Genomic DNA, 16414 nt, shown 5'->3' with positions numbered 1-16414 from the left:
CTTCGCCTGCCAGGTGTCACCCCAGGTGCACGGACCAGTCCTGCTCGGCCCCCGGCCTGCCGTGCAGATCCGGCACGTGCTTGAGCCACGCCGGACGGCCCCGCCGGGTGACCGCGGCCCGCCGGGCGTCCGCCGCGGCCAGCTCGTCCCGCGAGGGAAAGTCCGTGGGCAGCCACGCCGCCGACGCACCGGCCCTGGCCAGCAGATACCTCACGTACGCCGCCCGCACGGCCCCCGGCGTCGCGAAGCCCGGCTCATCCGTGAGCCACTCGTCCGGAACGAGGTCCAGGACCTCGCGCAGCAGGTCCTCGGTGACCTTGGGCGCCAGCTCGGCGTCGGCCGCGCGCGTGTCGGGGCCGTAGCCGCCCAGCGCGTGGTGACGGAAGTCGTACGCCTTGTCGTGGCCCTTGTCCGGAGGGGCGCCGTCCCACCGGTGGTGGAAGACGAGCGCCGCGCCGTGGTCGATGAGCCAGAGCCTGGGCGGGGCCGTGCCGAAGGTCGGCCAGACCATGAGGTTCGAACTGTGCACCGTGCGGTCGACGTTGACGGTGAGCGCGTCGAGCCAGACGACGCGGCCCGCTTCCAGCGGGTCGAGCGCGAACGTCTCGGCGACCTCGGGGGTGAAGTCCACCGCGCCCGGCAGGAAGTCCATCCCCAGGTTGAGCCCCGCACTCGCGCGCAACAGGTCCTGGACCTCCTGGTGCGGCTCGTCCGTGGCGATCGCCGGGTCGAAGCGGGCGAGGACGAGCTCGGGAAAGCGCAGCCCGAGCCGCCGCGCCAGCTCCCCCACGACGATCTCGGCGACCAGCGCCTTGACGCCCTGCGCGGAGCCGGTGAACTTCAGGACGTAGGTGCCCAGGTCGTCCGCCTCGACGACACCGGGCACGGAGCCGCCCGCGCGCAGCGGATGCACATACCTGGTCGCGGTGACCTCTCTGAGTGTCTTCAAAGGCTCCACAGATCACATACCTTGCGTTGCGCGCCGGGCCTCACAGGGCCGCCGTCCGTCACTGACCGTACGCCCTTTGCCTCCGGTCTCCGGCACGAATCGGGCGTCGCGACCGAGCGTGACCGCGGGTGAGGAGTGACCGGGCCGCCGTGCCGACGCCGTCGCGTCTCACGCCCACGGCGCGGAGCGACGGCGCGGCGGCGGGTTCAGGGAGGTGTGAGGGCGTTGACCTGTGCGGCGAGGTCGGGGTGGGTGGCGGTCAGGTGGGGGTGGGTGGCGTTGAGGGGGCGGATGAGGTCGGCGGGGTCGTCGTGGGCGAGGGCTGCCCGGAGTTGACTGAGCGGCAGGCGGGCGGCGGCGGGCAGGTCGGTGAGGGCGGTGATCTGGCCGGCGATGCGGCGCAGGTCGGCTGCGTTGCGGCGGGCCCAGGTGGCGGCGTGGCGTTCGGCGGCGCGGTGCTCGCGGGTGGCCTGGACGCGTTGCTCGCCGGTGGTTCCGGCGGGGCCGGGCCGACCCCGCAGGTAGCGGCGTTCGGCGGCCTGGCGGCTGGCGACGCCGAGAGGGTGGGCGAGCTCGGCCCAGCTGGCACCCGCGTCCCGGGCCGTCTCGATCAGGCCGGTTTCCCATCCGGCGAGCTGCTCGCGCACCTGCCGCAACAGCAGAAGAGAGGCCAGGGCCTGCTCCGGACCGACGTCGTGCGTCTCGGCAGTGCCGGGGGCCTCCTGCCGGGCCGCGTGCAGGGCGTCCTCTATGGCTCGGAGGGCCGCCGCGGCGGCGAGGAACGACGCCGGGCTCCGCGTGTCGGCGCTGGGCCGGGCCGACGGTTCGGCCGGGGTCATGGGCACCTCCCTCGGATGTCATCCATTGGACGACACTCGCGTTTGTCATCTGATGGATGACATGGTACAACGGCTTCAGTGAGGCGCATTGGCAGCAACTGCCCGAACCCACTGGAGGTGTTTTCACCATGTTGATGCGCACTGACCCCTTCCGTGAGCTCGACCGGCTGGCTCAGCAGCTGATGGGCCCGGGCACCTGGTCCCGGCCGTCCCCGATGCCCATGGACGCCTACCGCGAGGGCGACGTGTACGTCGTGGCCTTCGACATCCCCGGCGTGAGCGCGGACGCGATCGACATCGACGTCGAACGGAACATGCTGACCGTCAAGGCCGAGCGCCGGCCGGTGGCCAAGAGCGACGACGTGCAGATGGAACTGTCGGAGCGGCCCCTGGGCGTCTTCTCCCGGCAGATCGTGCTCGCCGACACCCTCGACACCGAGCACATCCAGGCCGGCTACGACGCGGGCGTGCTCACCCTGCGTATCCCCATCGCCGAGCGCGCCAAGCCCCGCAAGATCACCATCGGCGTCGGAGACGACCGCAAGGAGATCTCCGGCTGAGCCGGACGGACAAGGGCTCGAACAGCGGCCGAGGACGGGCGTCCGATCTCCGATCTCCCGCTCGCCCGTCCTCCGCGCCCCGTGAACCGAGGAAGGGGTGATGGTCGGCGTGACCGTGCGACGGGACGCGTTCCTCGACCAGGTGAAGGAACGCGGCGAGTACGACACCCTGCACGAAGCCGAACGCGCGGCCCGCGTGGTGCTCGCCCTGCTGGGCGCACACCTGGTCGGCCAGGTACGTGCCCGGCTGGCGGCACGTCTGCCGGAAGGCTTCGCCCTGATCCTGCTCAACCCGCTGCAGAGCGCCGAACCGCTGTCCCCGGAGCGGTTCGTGCGCGCGACCGCGGCCTGGATCGAGGGGGCCACCGAACAGACCGCGGCCTGGGACGTCAGCGCCGTCCTGTCCACCGCGGCCGACGCCGCCGGCGACGAACTCCTCAAGGAGATCCTGCTCCAGCTCCCCGCGGGCTACGACCTCCTCTTCGGCCGCCCCCAGCCCACCTGACCACCCACCCCCGGTGGCCCGTGACCGGACACCGGCCACCGGCCACCACGACCTGGTGACAGAAAGGCAACCACCGCAGTGATGTCCGACCAGAGCGCACCGCTCCAGCACCCGTACACCGCGGAGTACGAGCAGATGCTGGACAAGGTCCGCTACGAAGGCGCCTACCCCACCCGGGAGCGCGCCGAGGAAGCCGTCCGCCAGGCCCTCGCGGGGCTGGGGCGCCAGCTCACCGGCGACGAACGCGTCGACCTGGCCGCCCGCCTGCCCCTCGAAGCCGCACGCATCCTCACCGCCCAGATCCCGGACACCCAGCCGCTGCGTGGCTGGGCCTTCGTCAAGGACCTCGCCGCCCGCACCGGCGCCTCCCTGGCCACGACCCGCTGGGACACCGGATCCGTCTTCTGCGCCGTCGCGGCCTACGCCGGCCCCGAACTGCTGACCCGCATCCTCCAGCAGCTCCCCTCCGGCTACGCACTGTTGTTCGGTCGCGCCGAACTCGCCCCCGCCGCGTAGAAGGCCCGGGCCGCCGCCACCGACGAGCGGTGGCCCGGTCCGATCCGGCCGCACGGACGGACGGACATCGACTGGTCAGTTCTCCTCGGGTACCGGAAGCGGCTGCCGCCAGGGCGTGGACGTGTCGATGTCCGGTGCGCTCGCGCCGAGCGACCGCGCGGCGGCCCTGGCCTCCCTCGCGACGGAGACGGCGAGAAGGCGGAAAGGCGCAGAGGCCCGAAGCTCGACGCACACGACAGGTCTGCTCGGCCGAATGGCCACGAAGTCCTTCCCGGCGTGATGGCGGCGCGTGCCGATGCACCGCGCCCCGGGGATCCAGAGGCCACGGTGCGGAACCCCGCGCAGAACGCGCCACCAGTCGGGTTCGACGGTCACCCGGTTCACCGCGGACAACGGCACGCGCACATCGCCGCGGCGCGCGGCTGCCTTCTCCCACCACGACAGGTGCACGACCACGTCATCGCCGTCAACGAACATCCGTGCCATCGCTCGGCTCCTCCTTCCCATCCTCGCTCGAAAGGCCGCGAGCTGTCGCGCGGGCGCGCCCGGCCGCCCGTGGCCGTCGGCGTCCCTTGACCCCTGGGTACCATCGCGGCATGCCGTCGGCCGACCCCGAGATACCCGCACCTACCTGCGCAAACGCCCTACAGGACGTACCGTCGCAGACTAGGATGAACCCTGGCGCAGCGGGCAGCGGGCAGCGGGCAGCGGGCAGCGGGCAGCGGGCAGCGGGCAGCGGGTTCGGCGGGGCGGACGGTCTTGTTCGCCGTACGGTCGGCGGCGGCGCTGCACCGGCTCCTCGACGCGCTTCCCGTCTTCGAGGGCGACCCGCGCGTCCGCCGTCTGTTCACCCTCGCCCCCGGCTCCGAGTTCGGCATCGACGCACTCGCCGCGCTGGACGGCGCACACGCCAGGACCGTGCCGTGGGACATCGCCCGCACCGAGTCGTACGACCTGGTGATCGCGGCCAGTCCGAAGGGTGAACTGCACCTGCTCCATGGACCGTTGGCGCTGCTTCCACACGGTGCGGGGTTCAACAAGTCGCTGCACGGGGAGGGTTCGGCCGACTCGGCCTCGGGGCTCGATCCGGCCTACCTGCTGCGCCCGGACGGGCGGCCGCTGGCGGCACTGCACGCGCTGGCCCACCCGGACCAGGCGGCCCGGATCGCCGCGCAGTGCCCGGTCGCGGCCGACCGCGCCACGGTGGTCGGCGACCCCACGCTCGACCGGATCCTCGACTCCCGCACGCTGCGCGGCCGTTACCGCGACTCGCTCGGCACGGGCGGGCGGCGTCTCGTCGTGATCGCCTCCACGTGGGGCCGGGACGCCCTGCTCGCCCGCCGCCCGGACCTGCCCCACCGGCTTGCGACGGAACTGCCACTGGACGACTACCAGGTGGCGGCGATCGTCCATCCCAACGAACACAGCGCCGCCGGCACGTTCGACCTGGCGCAGAGGCTGCCGCCGGAGGTGTTCCTCGCCCGGCCGTACGAGGAGTGGGCGGCGCTCACGGTCGCCGCGGACGCCGTCGTCACCGACCACGGCTCGACGGCCCTGTACGCCGCCGCGCTCGGCCGCGCCGTCGTCTCCGCGCACGATCCGAGCCCCGAACTGCTGCCTGGCACGCCGATGGACCGCCTGCTCGCCGCGGTGCCCCGTCTGCCGCGCGCCGCGGACCGGCCGGGCGCACTGCTCGACGCGCTGCTGGCGGCCCACCGGACGGACGTGGTGCGCGAGGCGGCCCGCGCCGCGTTCGCCGACGAGGCCCGAGGTCACAGTCTCGCCCTGCTGCGCACAGCCCTGTATGCGCATCTCGGCCTGGAGCCGTACGCCCACCACGAGCCCGTGCCCCGGCTGCTCCCGGTTCCCCGGCCGCCCGAACATCGACCGCCTGCCGCGCATGCCGTGACAGTGCATCCGGCGGGAGCAGCACCCGGGGCGGGGCTCGTCCGCGTCGAGCGGCGGCCGGTGCGCACGGACGTGCCCGCGCACCACATCGCCGCCGAGGAGGACGCGGTGCAGACGCGCTACGCGGCGCGGGCCGCCGTCCTGTACCGGCGCGGCCGGGCCGACGACGCGGTCCGCTGGACGGCCGAGGCCCTCGACCGCTACCCCTCGTGCCGCACGGCCGCCGCGCTGGCGTCCCCGTACCTGTGTCTCGTGCGCCGCCGCGCCGAGCCCGACCGGCTGACCGAGCTGCGGATCACGCCGCACGACACCGCCCGCGTCCCGGACCCGGCCACGGCGGTCTCCGCGCTGCACGCGCTACCGGCGGCCCGCCGCGGCGACACCTTCACCTTCCGGGCGGGCCCCGCGGTGTGCACCGTACGCCTCTGCGAGGTCCCGCTTCCGTGAAATGATCGTTGCGCAGGAGCAGTTGACCGAAGCATCGGGCGGCGAAGCCCGCCGACGCATCACTCAGGGGGGCGGGTCGGCATGCGCGGACTCGGCGGCAGGAACGGGATCGACGTGGCCGTCGTCGGCGGCAGCATCGCCGGGTGCGCCGCCGCACTGGCGGCACGGCGGGCCGGGGCCGAGCGGGTCACGGTGTACGAGCGTGCGCCGGGGCCGCTGGGCGAGCGCGGCGCCGGGATCGCGATGCACAACGACCGGTACGCGGAGCTGGAGGCGGCCGGGTTCGCGGACGCGGCCATGCCGTGGATACAGATGACCCGGCGCGGCTGGTACGTGCGCGACGACCGGCCCGGAACGGATCCGCGCGGGCGACGCGTGTGGACGACGAACTTCCCGTTCCGCACCTACAACTGGGGCCCGCTGTGGCGTCAGTTGAGGCGGCGTGTGCCCGGTGATGTCGCGTTCCGCTCGGGGGTCGAGGTGTCGCGGGTGACGGCCCGGCCGGGCGGCGGCGCGCAGGTGCACACGGCGACGGGCAGCAGCGGTCACGACCTGGTGATCGGTGCGGACGGGTACCGGTCGCTCGTGCGGGCGGCGGCCTGCGGCGACGTACGGCCGCACTACACCGGCTACGCGGCCTGGCGCGGCGCCTTCCCCGCCACCCGCCTCACGGACCCCGATCTGTGGCCCGATGACGAGCTGGTCTACGGCCTGTTCCCCGGCGGGCACCTCATCGCGTACCGCATCCCGGACCCGGACGGCGGCGCGCCGCGGATCAACTGGGTGGTCTTCACGGCCCCACCGCCCGGCACCACCGAGCGTCTCGACACGCCGACGAGCCTGCCGCCAGGCCGGCTGCCTACCGAGCTGACCGGCCATCTCACCCAGGTCGCCCGGGAGTTGTTGCCGCCGTACTGGCGTGACCTCGTCCTGCTCACCACGCCCGAAGAGCTCTTCTTGCAACCGCTGTACGACTTCACGGCCGACCGGTACACGGCGCCGGGCATGGCGCTCGTCGGGGACGCCGCGACGGTCGCCCGTCCGCACACCGGCGCGGGAGCGGTGAAGGCGCTGCAGGACGCGGCAGCCCTGCGATCGGCGCTCGCCGGTGCGGAGCGCCTGCCCGACGCCCTCGCCGCCTACGACGCCGACCGGGCGCCCACCGGCCGCGCCATGGTCGACCTGGGCCGCCGCCTCGGCCGCATGCTGGTCCAGGAGACACCCGACTGGGCCGCGATGGACGAGCGCACGATCAGCGACTGGTGGCGGCGGGCGGACGGCGCGGGAGTGTTCGGCGGTCGCACGCTGCGCCGGTGAGGTCCTGCACAGGCCCGCCCCCCTTCAGCCCTCCCCCGTCTCTCCCCTGCGGGTCCTGATGCGTGCCGCTGCCTCCCGGTACTCCGCGGCCGCGGACGCGTCACCCCCCTCGGCGGCGATCCGGGCCAGCGCGTCGAGAGCGCCGAGCTGGTCGGCGGGCGCATTCCTGCGCCGCGCCGACGCGAGTGCGACGCCGTACAACTCTCTCGCCCTGCCGTTCTCTTGACGACGCAGTTCCAGGACCCGGCCGAGCGCGAGGGCCGTGCGGCCCGTCATCCGGTCACGGGCGAGGTCGCGGGCCTGGGCGTGGGCCGTCTCCAGCAGGTCGAGCGCCCGGGCGGTCCGGCCGAGGGCGGTCAGAGCCTTGCCCAACTGGTAGTTCTGCAACATGACGCCGTAGCGGTTCTCGATCCGCTCGTGCACGGCGCGTGCGGCTTCGTAGTCGGGAAGGGCCGCCGCCCACCGTCCCCGCTCGGCGTTGAGGCGGCCCCGGAACTCCAGTGCGGACGCGGCGAGTTTGCGGTCGTCGTCCGTGTCCGACAGCAGGCCCGCGGCGGCCACGGCCGTGTCCAGTTCCCGTTCGGCCTCGTCGTACTCCCCCTGTTCCCACAGGAGACGGGCCAGTTGGCAGGCCATGCGTACGCGAGCCGCCAGATTCTCGGCACGGCGGGCCGCCGCGAGGCCGATGCGGAACGCCTCCGACGTCTCGCGGTGCCGCGGGTGGTTCAGGTGGTGCGTCCACAGCGGCTCGCACAGCGCCCACGCCTGCGCGTCGAGCCGGTCGTCGTAGGCGATCCGCAGGCAGCGGCGCAGCGCGTGCCGCTCCGTCTCCAGCCAGCCGTACGCGGTGGCGGCCTCAGAAAGAGCGGGCTCGGCGGTGCCGGCGACGGCGGGTTCCGGTGTACTCACGGAGAGCCGCTTCCCGGCCGCCACGAGGTCGGCGCGCTGAGCCTGGCGCAGATACCACCGCACCAGCCGCTCCCTGGCGGAGCGGGCCACCGCGGCACGGTCGGCGTCCCGGGCACGGCGTGCCGCGTGCTCCCGGACGAGCGCGTGCATCACCAGACGTCCGTCCCGCACCTCGACGAGTCCGAGGCCCTCCAGCTCCTCGACGATCGCGTCGGTGGCGCCGTCGGCGGCGGCTTCGCCGGGTGCCACCGCGGCGCCCACGGCCTCCAAGGGCAGAGAAGACCCCACCGTTCCCAGCAACTCGTAGCAACGGCGGGCTGGTTCGGACAGCTCCAGGTACATCACCGTCCACACCGCCTCCACGAGCGGCACCCCCTCTTCGCGCAGCTGTGTCCTGAACTCCTCGGCCACGTGCGCCACAAGACGGCGACGGGCGCCGCGCAGCCGCGCAGCCACCACTCGCAGTGCGGCGGGCAACCCCTCGCAGAGCGCCGCGAGTTCGCGTACCGCCTCGGGTTCCTCGCCGAGGCGGGCCGCTCCCGCGCGACCGACGGCCTTCGTCAGGAGCTCCACCGCGTGCTCCAGGGGCAGCGGGGCCAGCGGCAGTTCGACGGCGTCGGCGTCCTCCAGGTCGTACAGCGGGCCGTGGCTCGCCACGATGACGACACTGCCCGGGCAGGAGGGCAGGAGCGGTTCGATCTCGCCGGCGTAGCGGACGTTGTCGGCGACCACGACGAACGGGGCGGCGGCGGTGTGCCGCCAGAACTGCCGTAGCCGGGCCTCCTCGGTGGAGCCGAGCCACTCCGGGTCGACGCCGAGGGAGCGCAGCAACTCGTCGAGGGCGTCGTACGGTTCGACGACGCCGTCCCGGCGTAGCGGGGCGAGGTCCACGTAGAGGACGCCGCACCGGCCGCCGGCGCGGTCCACGTCCTTGGCGAACCGCCTGGCGAGCCGGAAACCGAGAGTGGTCTTGCCGACGCCGCTGAGCCCGCTCAGGACGACGACGAGCGGCCGGTCGCCGTCGCCTCGCCGGTCGCGTACGCAGCGCTCGAACCGCTGCTGTTCGCCTTTCCGGTCCACGAAGTTGGGGACTTCGGGGCGTAACTGGCGTGGTGGCGGCGGTTCGTCGCTCGCGGGCCCGTGCACATGGACCGTGTCGATACGGCCCGCCTGGACGAGGCTGCCGACCCGGGACTGGCCGCTCACGGTGTTGTGGTGCGCATCGCCGTGCGGTTCCTCGGTCACGCCCTCACTCTAGGGGGCCGGCCGCCCGCCCGGTACCGGCTCCGAGCAGGCCCTTGGCCAGGGCGCCCGCGCCCTCGACCCGCACTCGGCCCGCCCGCGCGGCGTCCGTCAGACTCACGGCGCCCTGGGCGACTTCACGGCACACCTCGGCGTCCAGGGTCAGCCGCACGTCCGGCTCGCCGTTCGTGTACCGCCCGTCCCCGTACACCGGTTCACCGCCCGCGGCGGCCGCCCGTACGTGGAACACGCCCTCGTCCACGCTCACTTCGGCGATGCCGGGCTCGCCGAGCCGTTCAAGGTCGCGCAGCAGCGGCAACGCCAGCCAGTGCGCGCGGACGGCGTCGGTGGGGCGACGCTCGGCCAGGCCGGGGGCGCCCCACTCGCCCAGCGCCTGGAGGACCGGGAGCAGGCCGCGACCGCGCGCCGTCAGCTCGTAGACGTACGCCGACGCGGGCATGGAGAGCCTGCGGCGTTCGGCCAGACCGCCCTGTTCCATGTCCTTGAGACGGGTGGCCAGCATGTCCGTGCTGACGCCGGGCAGGTCGGCGTGCAGATCGGTGTAGCGGCGCGGGCCGGCGAGGAGCTCGCGCACGATCAGGAGGGTCCAGCGGTCCCCCACGGCGTCGAGGGCGCGGGCGACGGCACAGAACTGGTCGTAGCTTCGGCGTGGCATGGCGCGCAGTCTATTCAAGTCGTTGGACTTTCCAAGCTCGCACTTGGTAAAACCAAGCAGGATGAATCAGCGGGTACGTCTGGGAGGCACGCGCATGGAGTTCCGGCAGTCGAGCAAACTCGAGGACGTCTGCTATGAGATCCGGGGCCCGGTGATCGAGCACGCCGACGCGCTCGAGGAGGCCGGGCACAGCGTGCTGCGCCTCAACACGGGCAACCCCGCGCTCTTCGGCTTCGAGGCGCCCGAGGAGATCGTCCAGGACATGATCCGGATGCTGCCGCGGGCGCACGGCTACACGGACTCGCGCGGCATCCTCTCCGCGCGCCGCGCCGTCGCCCAGCGCTACCAGGCGCTCGGCCTGGAGGTCGGCGTCGACGACGTGTTCCTCGGCAACGGCGTGTCCGAGCTGGTCTCGATGGCGGTCCAGGCGCTGCTGGAGGACGGGGACGAGGTGCTGATCCCCGCCCCGGACTTCCCGCTGTGGACCGCGGTCACGACACTGGCGGGCGGCAAGGCCGTGCACTACCTCTGCGACGAACAAGCCGACTGGTACCCGGACCTGGCCGACATGGAGTCGAAGATCACCGACCGGACCAGGGCCGTCGTGATCATCAACCCGAACAACCCGACCGGCGCCGTCTACCCGAAGGAGATCGTCGAGGGCATCCTCGGCCTCGCCCGCCGCCATGGTCTGATGGTGTTCGCCGACGAGATCTACGACCAGATCCTCTACGACGACGCGGTGCACCACTGCGCCGCCACGCTCGCCCCCGACCTCGTCGTCCTCACCTTCTGCGGACTGTCGAAGACGTACCGGGTGGCGGGCTTCCGTTCCGGCTGGATGGTGGTGACCGGGCCTCGGCAGCACGCGAGGAGCTATCTCGAGGGCCTGACGATGCTGGCGTCGATGCGGCTGTGCCCCAACGCGCCCGCCCAGTACGCCATCCAGGCGGCCCTCGGCGGACGGCAGTCGATCCGCGAACTCACCGCGCCCGGCGGGCGGCTGCGCGAGCAGCGCGACACAGCGTGGGAGAAGCTCAACGAGATCCCGGGCGTGTCCTGTGTACGCCCCAAGGGCGCGCTGTACGCGTTTCCGCGACTCGACCCGAAGGTGCATCCGCTCGTCGACGACGAGAAGTTCGTCCTCGACCTGCTGCTGCGCGAGAAGATCCAGGTGGTGCAGGGCACCGGTTTCAACTGGCCGCGCCCCGACCACTTCCGTATCCTCACCCTCCCGTACGCTGACGATCTCGACGCCGCGATCAGCCGCATCGGCCGCTTCCTGAGCGGCTATCGACAGTGAGACGGGAGACCAGTGGACGTGGGCACCTGCGCCGCCTGTGCGTACCCGAGCCACACCCAGTTCGCCTCACCCGATCTGGTCGCCGGGATCGTCGCGGGTGAGGTCGACCGGGCGCACGATCCGGCGTGGCGGGAGTCGGGCGCGACAAACCTCGGTGACTACGCCCGCTGGTGCGGGCATCTGTGTGGGGCGACCTGCCTGCGCATGGCGCTCGGCGACCGGGCTCCTTCGCTGTTCGAACTCCGCGACGAGGCAGTGAGGTTCGGCGCCTACACGGTGGACGCCGAGGGTGAGATCCACGGCATGGTGTACGCCCCGGCAGTGAAGTACGTACGTGAGGTGTACGGGCTCGACGCCGCGGTGCATCGGGAGCTGACGGTGCGGGAGATCGGCGAACTGGTCGACGCGGGGCGCCTCGTGGTCGCTTCCGTGCACTGCTCGATCCGGCGGCCGGAGGAGCCCGCGCCGGGCCGCGGCGGGCATCTGGTCCTCGTCACCGGGCGCACGTCGACGCCGGACGGGGCGGGGCTCCACTTCCACAACCCCTCGGGAACGGACGCGGCGACCCGCACGGCGGACCTGCCGACGGGCCGGTTCGCGGACTTCTTCGCGGGGCGCGGTATGTCGCTGGCGCCGGGTGTGTGAGACGTGCTCACCACGCTCATCGCCGTCCTCGGCACGCTGCTCGGCTCGGTCGTCACCTACTGGTTCCAGGGGCGGGCCGCGGTGCAGGCCGCCGAACTGGCCCGCGCGGAGCAGCTGCGCCAGGAGCGCATCGCCGCGTACAGCGCGTTCGGCGGCATGCTCTTCGACTTCCGGCGCAGCCAGAACGACCGTTGGTTCCGCGCCCGGGAAAGCCCCGGTTCGGCCGAGGCGGAGGCGTCCCGCTTCGCCTCCTACGAGGCGCGGATCGCCGCGCGGCAGGCGCTGGTCCGCGTGCAACTGGTCTGCGCCGATCCCCGCCTTCGCGGCCTGGCGGAACGGGCCTTCGAGTGGACCAACTGTCTCCACGAGGCCACCGACGCCGCGGACCGCGAACGCCGCGCCCAGCGCTCCAAGGACGCCCTGGCCGCCTTCGTCGAGGCGGCGGCGCCGACCGTCCAATAGGCCGGCGCGCCGACCGTGCGACAGCCCGGCCGAGGCCGCAACGGCCGGCCCGGGTCAGGGGCCGCCCAGGACGGAGTCGAGCGCGGTGACCGGGTCGGCCGCCGGGTCGCCTCGGGGCCACCAGTCGTCGCGGTCGGCGTCGGATTCGTAGCCGTACCACAACCCGTCGCGGCCCAGGCGGAGTTGGAGCGACCTCGCGGTCAGGCGGTTGCGGTGCGGGCGGAAGTCCGGGCGGCCCGTGGCGATCAGGGCCGGGCGGGCACGGTCGAAGGGGCCGGCGGGCGGGTCCCACTCCTCCTCCAGGACGGCCAGGCCCTGGAGCCCGCCCTGCCGCCAGGCCGCCACCGCCCGCGCCAGGTCGACCGGGGTGCGGCCGGTGCCGCGGGCCAGCGAGGCGTACAGCGCGCGTGTGGCGGCCGTGAGGCCCGAGCCCGGATGGGCGGCGGCCAGACGCACCGCGTCCTGCCACGGCGTGAGACCGGCCAGCGGGTCCGTGCCGGTGGTCAGCAGCGTGTGCGCGCGGGCCGCCGCCTGCGTGGCCAGCAGGTCCAGCGCGAGCGGGTCCGGGGCGTCCGGCGCCTCGGGGTAGGAGGGCGGGCGCTCGGGGGCCGGGCGCGGCGGGAACTCCGGGGGCAGCGGCGGCAGCCGGACGGCGCGGGCATCGGCGGCCAGCGCCTCGCGCGCGGATACCGTGTCGAGCGCGGGCGCGTGGGCCGTGGCCTGTTCCGCCGCCGTGTGCGTCGCGTTGCGCCGCGTCAGGTCGGCGAGCAGTTCCTGCTCGCCGCGCCCGCGCAGCAGGAACAGGACGAACGGGTCCTCGTCGACGAGGCGCGCCACCTGGTAGCAGAGCGCCGCCGCGTGTTTGCACGGCTCGGCGCGGTCGGGGCAGGTGCACTCGGGCACCAGGTCGTCGACGGTGGGCAGCAGGTCGACGGCGGCGGCGAGCGCGTGCGGCACATCCTTGTCGAGCAGCGACGCCATGTGGTCGGCGCGGGCGGCGGCCGTCTGCGCGAACCGCTCCCAGGCGTCGTCGGACAGCGTGCGCAGACGCAGCTCGGCCCGGTACGGGCGGGGGCGTGAGCCGTGCACGTAGGCGACGGCCCGGCCGGGCGTGACGGTGATCGCGTCGACGTGCCCCCGCTCCGCATAGCCCCGGCCGCGCGCCAGGCGGGCCGGGTCGAGCGCGGTGTCCTCCAGCGCCTCCACCCATGCGTTCCCCCACCAGGTCAGGGCGGGGGCGCCGCCGGACGTCTCACGCGGCGGCAGCGGCGGGAAGGTGCGGCGGGTGTCGGCGTACCGGGCCTGCGCCTGGTCGTGGGCGCGGGCTCGGCCCGGGACGTGCGGCGCCCGCCGCCTCGGACGGTGCGGTGTCATGAGGACGACCCCCTCCTCAGCGACACGAGATCGGCGAGCTCCCGGTCGGTGAGCTCGCTCAGGGCTGCCTCGCCGGAGCCGAGCACGGCGTCGGCCAACGCCCTCTTGGTGGCGAGGAGTTCAGCGATCCGGTCCTCGACGGTCCCCTCGGAGACCAGGCGGTGGACCTGCACCGGCTGGGTCTGACCGATCCGGTACGCGCGGTCGGTGGCCTGCTCCTCCACCGCGGGGTTCCACCAGCGGTCGTAGTGGACGACGTGTCCCGCGCGTGTGAGGTTGAGCCCGGTGCCCGCGGCCTTGAGGGACAACAGGAAGACGGGCACCTCTCCGGACTGGAACCGCTCCACCATGCGCTCGCGCTCGGCGACCGGGGTACCACCGTGAAGGAGAAGAGTGGGGACCGCGCGGGCGGCCAGGTGGGTGGCGAGCAGACGGGCCATGGAGACGTACTGGGTGAAGACCAGCACCGATCCCCCCGATCCTCCCTCCCCTCGCCCACCGCCCTTCCAAGGAAGTCCCTCCGCTCCCGCTCCCTCGTAGAACTCGGCGAGGATCGTGTCCAGCAGTTCGTCCAGCAGCGCGAGCTTTCCGGAGCGTCCGGCGAGGCGGGGGCGAGTGGTCTCGGCCTCCTTCAGGTACTGGGCCGGGTGGTTGCAGATCTGCTTGAGAGAGGTGAGCAGTTTCATGACGAGCCCGCGGCGGCCGATGCCCTCCGCCTCCTCGATCTGAACCATGGACTCCCGGACCACGGCCTCGTACAGCGACGCCTGTTCGCGGGTGAGGGGCGCCGGGTGGTCCGACTCGGTCTTGGGTGGCAGTTCGGGCACGATGCCCGGGTCGGACTTCTTGCGGCGCAGGATGAACGGGCGCACGAGCCGGGACAGCCGCTCGATGGCCTCCGGGTCGACGCCGCCCTTGCCCTGGAGGGGCACCTCGCCCTCCACCACGCGCGCGTGCCGGGCCCGGAACGCCTTGAGCGGGCCGAGCAGTCCGGGCGTCGTCCAGTCGAGCAGGGCCCACAGCTCGGAGAGGTTGTTCTCGACCGGGGTGCCGGTGAGCGCCACGCGCGCGGGCGCGTCGAGCGTGCGCAGGGCCTTCGCCGTGGCCGAGTTGGCGTTCTTGACGTGCTGTGCCTCGTCGGCGACGACCATGCCCCAGTCGTGGTCGGCGAGTTCGGCGGCGCGGCTGCGCAGGGTGCCGTACGTGGTGAGGACGAAGCCGCCCCCGAAGCCGCCGAGGTCGCGCTGCGTGCCGTGGAAGCGTCGCACGAGGACGCCGGGAGCGAACTTCTCGATCTCCCGCTGCCAGTTGCCGAGCAGAGAGGCCGGGCAGACGACGAGCGTGGGTTTCGGATGGTCACGGCGCAGGTGCAGGGCGATGAGGGTGATCGTCTTGCCGAGGCCCATGTCGTCGGCGAGGCAGCCGCCGAGGCCGAGCGAGGTCATCAGGTCGAGCCAGGCCAGGCCGCGCAGCTGGTAGTCACGCAGGGTCGCCCGCAGGCCGGGGGGCGCTTCGACGGTGTCGATGCCCCGGGTGAGCCGGTCGCGCACCTCGGCGAGGCGCCCGGTGGGCACGGCGGCCACCCGCTCCCCGTCCACCTCGGCCTCGCCGGTGAGCGCGACGGCCAGCGCGTCGACCGGCTGCAGCAGCCCCAGCTCCCGCTTGCGGGCCTTGCGCACGACATCGGGGTCCACGACCACCCATTGGTCGCGCAGCCGCACGACCGGGCGGTGGGACTCCGCGAGCCGGTCCATCTCGCGCTCGGTGAGCGGGTCCCCGTCGAGGGCGACCTGCCAGTCGAACCTCAGCAGCTCGTCGCTGTCGAAGAACGGGGTGCCGTCGGTGGCCGAGCCGGGGGCGGCGTGGGCGCGTACGACCGCGGTGGCGGTGAGCGAGCGGGCCAGGTCGCGTGGCCAGTGCACGCGCACCCCGACCTCGGCGAGGCGGGCCGCGCCGGGCCCGAGGAGGTCGGTGAGCTCGTCCTCGCAGAGCGCGAGCACATCCGGCACGTCCTGCTCCAGGAGCCGGCCGAGCGGTGGCCACGCGGCGGCGGCGCGGCGCACCGCGAGCACGGCGTCGATCCGGGCGCGCGGTCCGAAGTGTTCGGCGCCGTCGGCCTCCCCCGCCCACAGTCCGGCCGCGTCGACGACGCGCGTGGGGTCGGTGAGGCTGTGCACCTGGACCACGGCGGCCCCGGCCCGCCGTGGGGCGGGCCGGCCGTCCGCGCCGTCCCCCGCGGCGTCCGCCGCCGCTGTCGCCTCCGGCGCCTCGTCCGTGTCGAACAGCGCGTAGTGCGACAGGTCGAGGCGGAGCGAGACCTGAACGCCCGCGTCGAGCCCGGCCGCCGCCTCCACTGCCCAGGGGCGGGCCCTCGGAATGTGCTGGGCGGCGGCCGCGGCGAACGGGGCGCCCGCCGCGTGCGCGGCTGCCGGAGTGCGGGGCAGCGCGTCGGCCACCGCGTCGACGAAGGCCCGCACCAGGACCTGCGGATCGGGCAGCGCCAGCGGCCTGCGGCCCGGAACCGGTGTGGCGAAGCCCTCCGGGGGCAGCGCGGCGGCGATCCCCCTGAGCTGTGCCACGTCGTCCTCGTCGAGCGGGCCCGCCCGCCACGCGTCGTGGTCGGACGCGGTGAGTCCGGGCAACAGCCGGCCGCGCGCGACCAGGTGCAGGGCGTGGGCGGCGGCACCGCCCCAGGCAGCCGCGGCGGGGTGCGTGCCGCGTGTGCGGCGGGCGCGCACGAGCAGCGGGAGCGCGTCGGCGAC

Annotated in this window: 15 protein-coding genes; 8 read left to right on the top strand and 7 right to left on the bottom strand. The window is 73.8% G+C overall.

Annotation, left to right across the window (positions count from 1 at the left end):
• Nucleotides 1–16: 16 nt before the first annotated feature.
• A complete protein-coding gene (locus tag OFY01_RS25235) occupies nucleotides 17–949 on the bottom strand; it encodes a HipA family kinase (RefSeq protein WP_266603585.1) in 933 nt (310 codons plus the stop codon).
• Between the two features lie 206 nt (nucleotides 950–1155).
• Nucleotides 1156–1788, bottom strand: a complete 633-nt coding sequence (locus tag OFY01_RS25230) for a type III effector protein (RefSeq protein WP_266603583.1) — start codon at nucleotides 1786–1788, stop codon at nucleotides 1156–1158.
• Nucleotides 1789–1916: 128 nt separating this feature from the next.
• Between OFY01_RS25230 and OFY01_RS25225 the strand changes: the two genes are divergently transcribed.
• From OFY01_RS25225 to OFY01_RS25215, 3 genes are all read left to right on the top strand, one after another.
• Nucleotides 1917–2348: an Hsp20/alpha crystallin family protein gene (locus OFY01_RS25225; RefSeq protein ID WP_266603581.1), complete on the top strand. Its 432-nt coding sequence runs from the start codon at nucleotides 1917–1919 to the stop codon at nucleotides 2346–2348.
• 100 nt (nucleotides 2349–2448) lie between these two features.
• Nucleotides 2449–2853, top strand: a complete 405-nt coding sequence (locus OFY01_RS25220) for a DUF2267 domain-containing protein (RefSeq protein ID WP_407700422.1) — start codon at nucleotides 2449–2451, stop codon at nucleotides 2851–2853.
• Between the two features lie 81 nt (nucleotides 2854–2934).
• The gene (locus OFY01_RS25215; RefSeq protein ID WP_407700421.1) at nucleotides 2935–3369 is read left to right on the top strand and encodes a DUF2267 domain-containing protein; all 435 of its coding nucleotides are present in this window, start codon (nucleotides 2935–2937) and stop codon (nucleotides 3367–3369) included.
• A gap of 75 nt (nucleotides 3370–3444) precedes the next feature.
• Here OFY01_RS25215 and OFY01_RS25210 read toward each other — a convergent pair whose 3' ends face one another.
• On the bottom strand, nucleotides 3445–3855 hold the full coding sequence (locus OFY01_RS25210) for a hypothetical protein (protein ID WP_266603577.1): 411 nt from the start codon (nucleotides 3853–3855) through the stop codon (nucleotides 3445–3447).
• 273 nt (nucleotides 3856–4128) lie between these two features.
• Here OFY01_RS25210 and OFY01_RS25205 point away from each other — a divergent pair, with 273 nt between their 5' ends.
• Both OFY01_RS25205 and OFY01_RS25200 read left to right on the top strand, forming a co-directional pair.
• Nucleotides 4129–5724 carry a translation initiation factor 2 gene (locus OFY01_RS25205; protein ID WP_266603576.1) on the top strand — a complete coding sequence of 532 codons (1596 nt, stop codon included), beginning with the start codon at nucleotides 4129–4131 and terminating at the stop codon, nucleotides 5722–5724.
• Nucleotides 5725–5805: 81 nt separating this feature from the next.
• Nucleotides 5806–7041, top strand: a complete 1236-nt coding sequence (locus OFY01_RS25200) for an FAD-dependent monooxygenase (protein WP_266603574.1) — start codon at nucleotides 5806–5808, stop codon at nucleotides 7039–7041.
• A 24-nt stretch (nucleotides 7042–7065) separates the two neighbouring features.
• On the opposite strand, the gene OFY01_RS25195 is transcribed toward OFY01_RS25200, so the two are convergent.
• Together OFY01_RS25195 and OFY01_RS25190 are read right to left on the bottom strand one after the other, a co-directional pair.
• Nucleotides 7066–9195 (bottom strand): hypothetical protein, encoded by a 2130-nt coding sequence (locus tag OFY01_RS25195; RefSeq protein WP_266603572.1) that lies wholly within the window; start codon nucleotides 9193–9195, stop codon nucleotides 7066–7068.
• 4 nt (nucleotides 9196–9199) lie between these two features.
• On the bottom strand, nucleotides 9200–9868 hold the full coding sequence (locus OFY01_RS25190; RefSeq protein ID WP_266603570.1) for a winged helix-turn-helix transcriptional regulator: 669 nt from the start codon (nucleotides 9866–9868) through the stop codon (nucleotides 9200–9202).
• 94 nt (nucleotides 9869–9962) lie between these two features.
• On the opposite strand from OFY01_RS25190, the gene OFY01_RS25185 reads away from it, so the two are divergent.
• The 3 genes from OFY01_RS25185 to OFY01_RS25175 are packed head-to-tail and all read left to right on the top strand — an operon-like array spanning nucleotide 9963 to nucleotide 12278.
• Nucleotides 9963–11171, top strand: a complete 1209-nt coding sequence (locus OFY01_RS25185; protein WP_266603568.1) for a pyridoxal phosphate-dependent aminotransferase — start codon at nucleotides 9963–9965, stop codon at nucleotides 11169–11171.
• An 18-nt stretch (nucleotides 11172–11189) separates the two neighbouring features.
• Complete coding sequence (locus OFY01_RS25180) at nucleotides 11190–11816, top strand: C39 family peptidase (RefSeq protein WP_266603566.1); 627 nt, start codon at nucleotides 11190–11192, stop codon at nucleotides 11814–11816.
• A 3-nt stretch (nucleotides 11817–11819) separates the two neighbouring features.
• Nucleotides 11820–12278, top strand: a complete 459-nt coding sequence (locus OFY01_RS25175) for a hypothetical protein (RefSeq protein ID WP_266603564.1) — start codon at nucleotides 11820–11822, stop codon at nucleotides 12276–12278.
• 54 nt (nucleotides 12279–12332) lie between these two features.
• On the opposite strand, the gene OFY01_RS25170 is transcribed toward OFY01_RS25175, so the two are convergent.
• Together OFY01_RS25170 and OFY01_RS25165 are read right to left on the bottom strand one after the other, a co-directional pair.
• Nucleotides 12333–13652: an SWIM zinc finger family protein gene (locus tag OFY01_RS25170; protein ID WP_266603562.1), complete on the bottom strand. Its 1320-nt coding sequence runs from the start codon at nucleotides 13650–13652 to the stop codon at nucleotides 12333–12335.
• A partial coding sequence (locus OFY01_RS25165) for a DEAD/DEAH box helicase (protein ID WP_266603560.1) occupies nucleotides 13649–16414 on the bottom strand: 2766 nt, incomplete at its 5' end. The genes OFY01_RS25170 and OFY01_RS25165, both read right to left, overlap by 4 nt.

This window comes from Streptomyces beihaiensis, assembly GCF_026274175.1.
GTDB lineage: Bacteria > Actinomycetota > Actinomycetes > Streptomycetales > Streptomycetaceae > Streptomyces > Streptomyces beihaiensis.
Note: the sequence above shows the minus strand (reverse complement) of the source record. Positions and strands in the feature narration are given on the sequence as shown.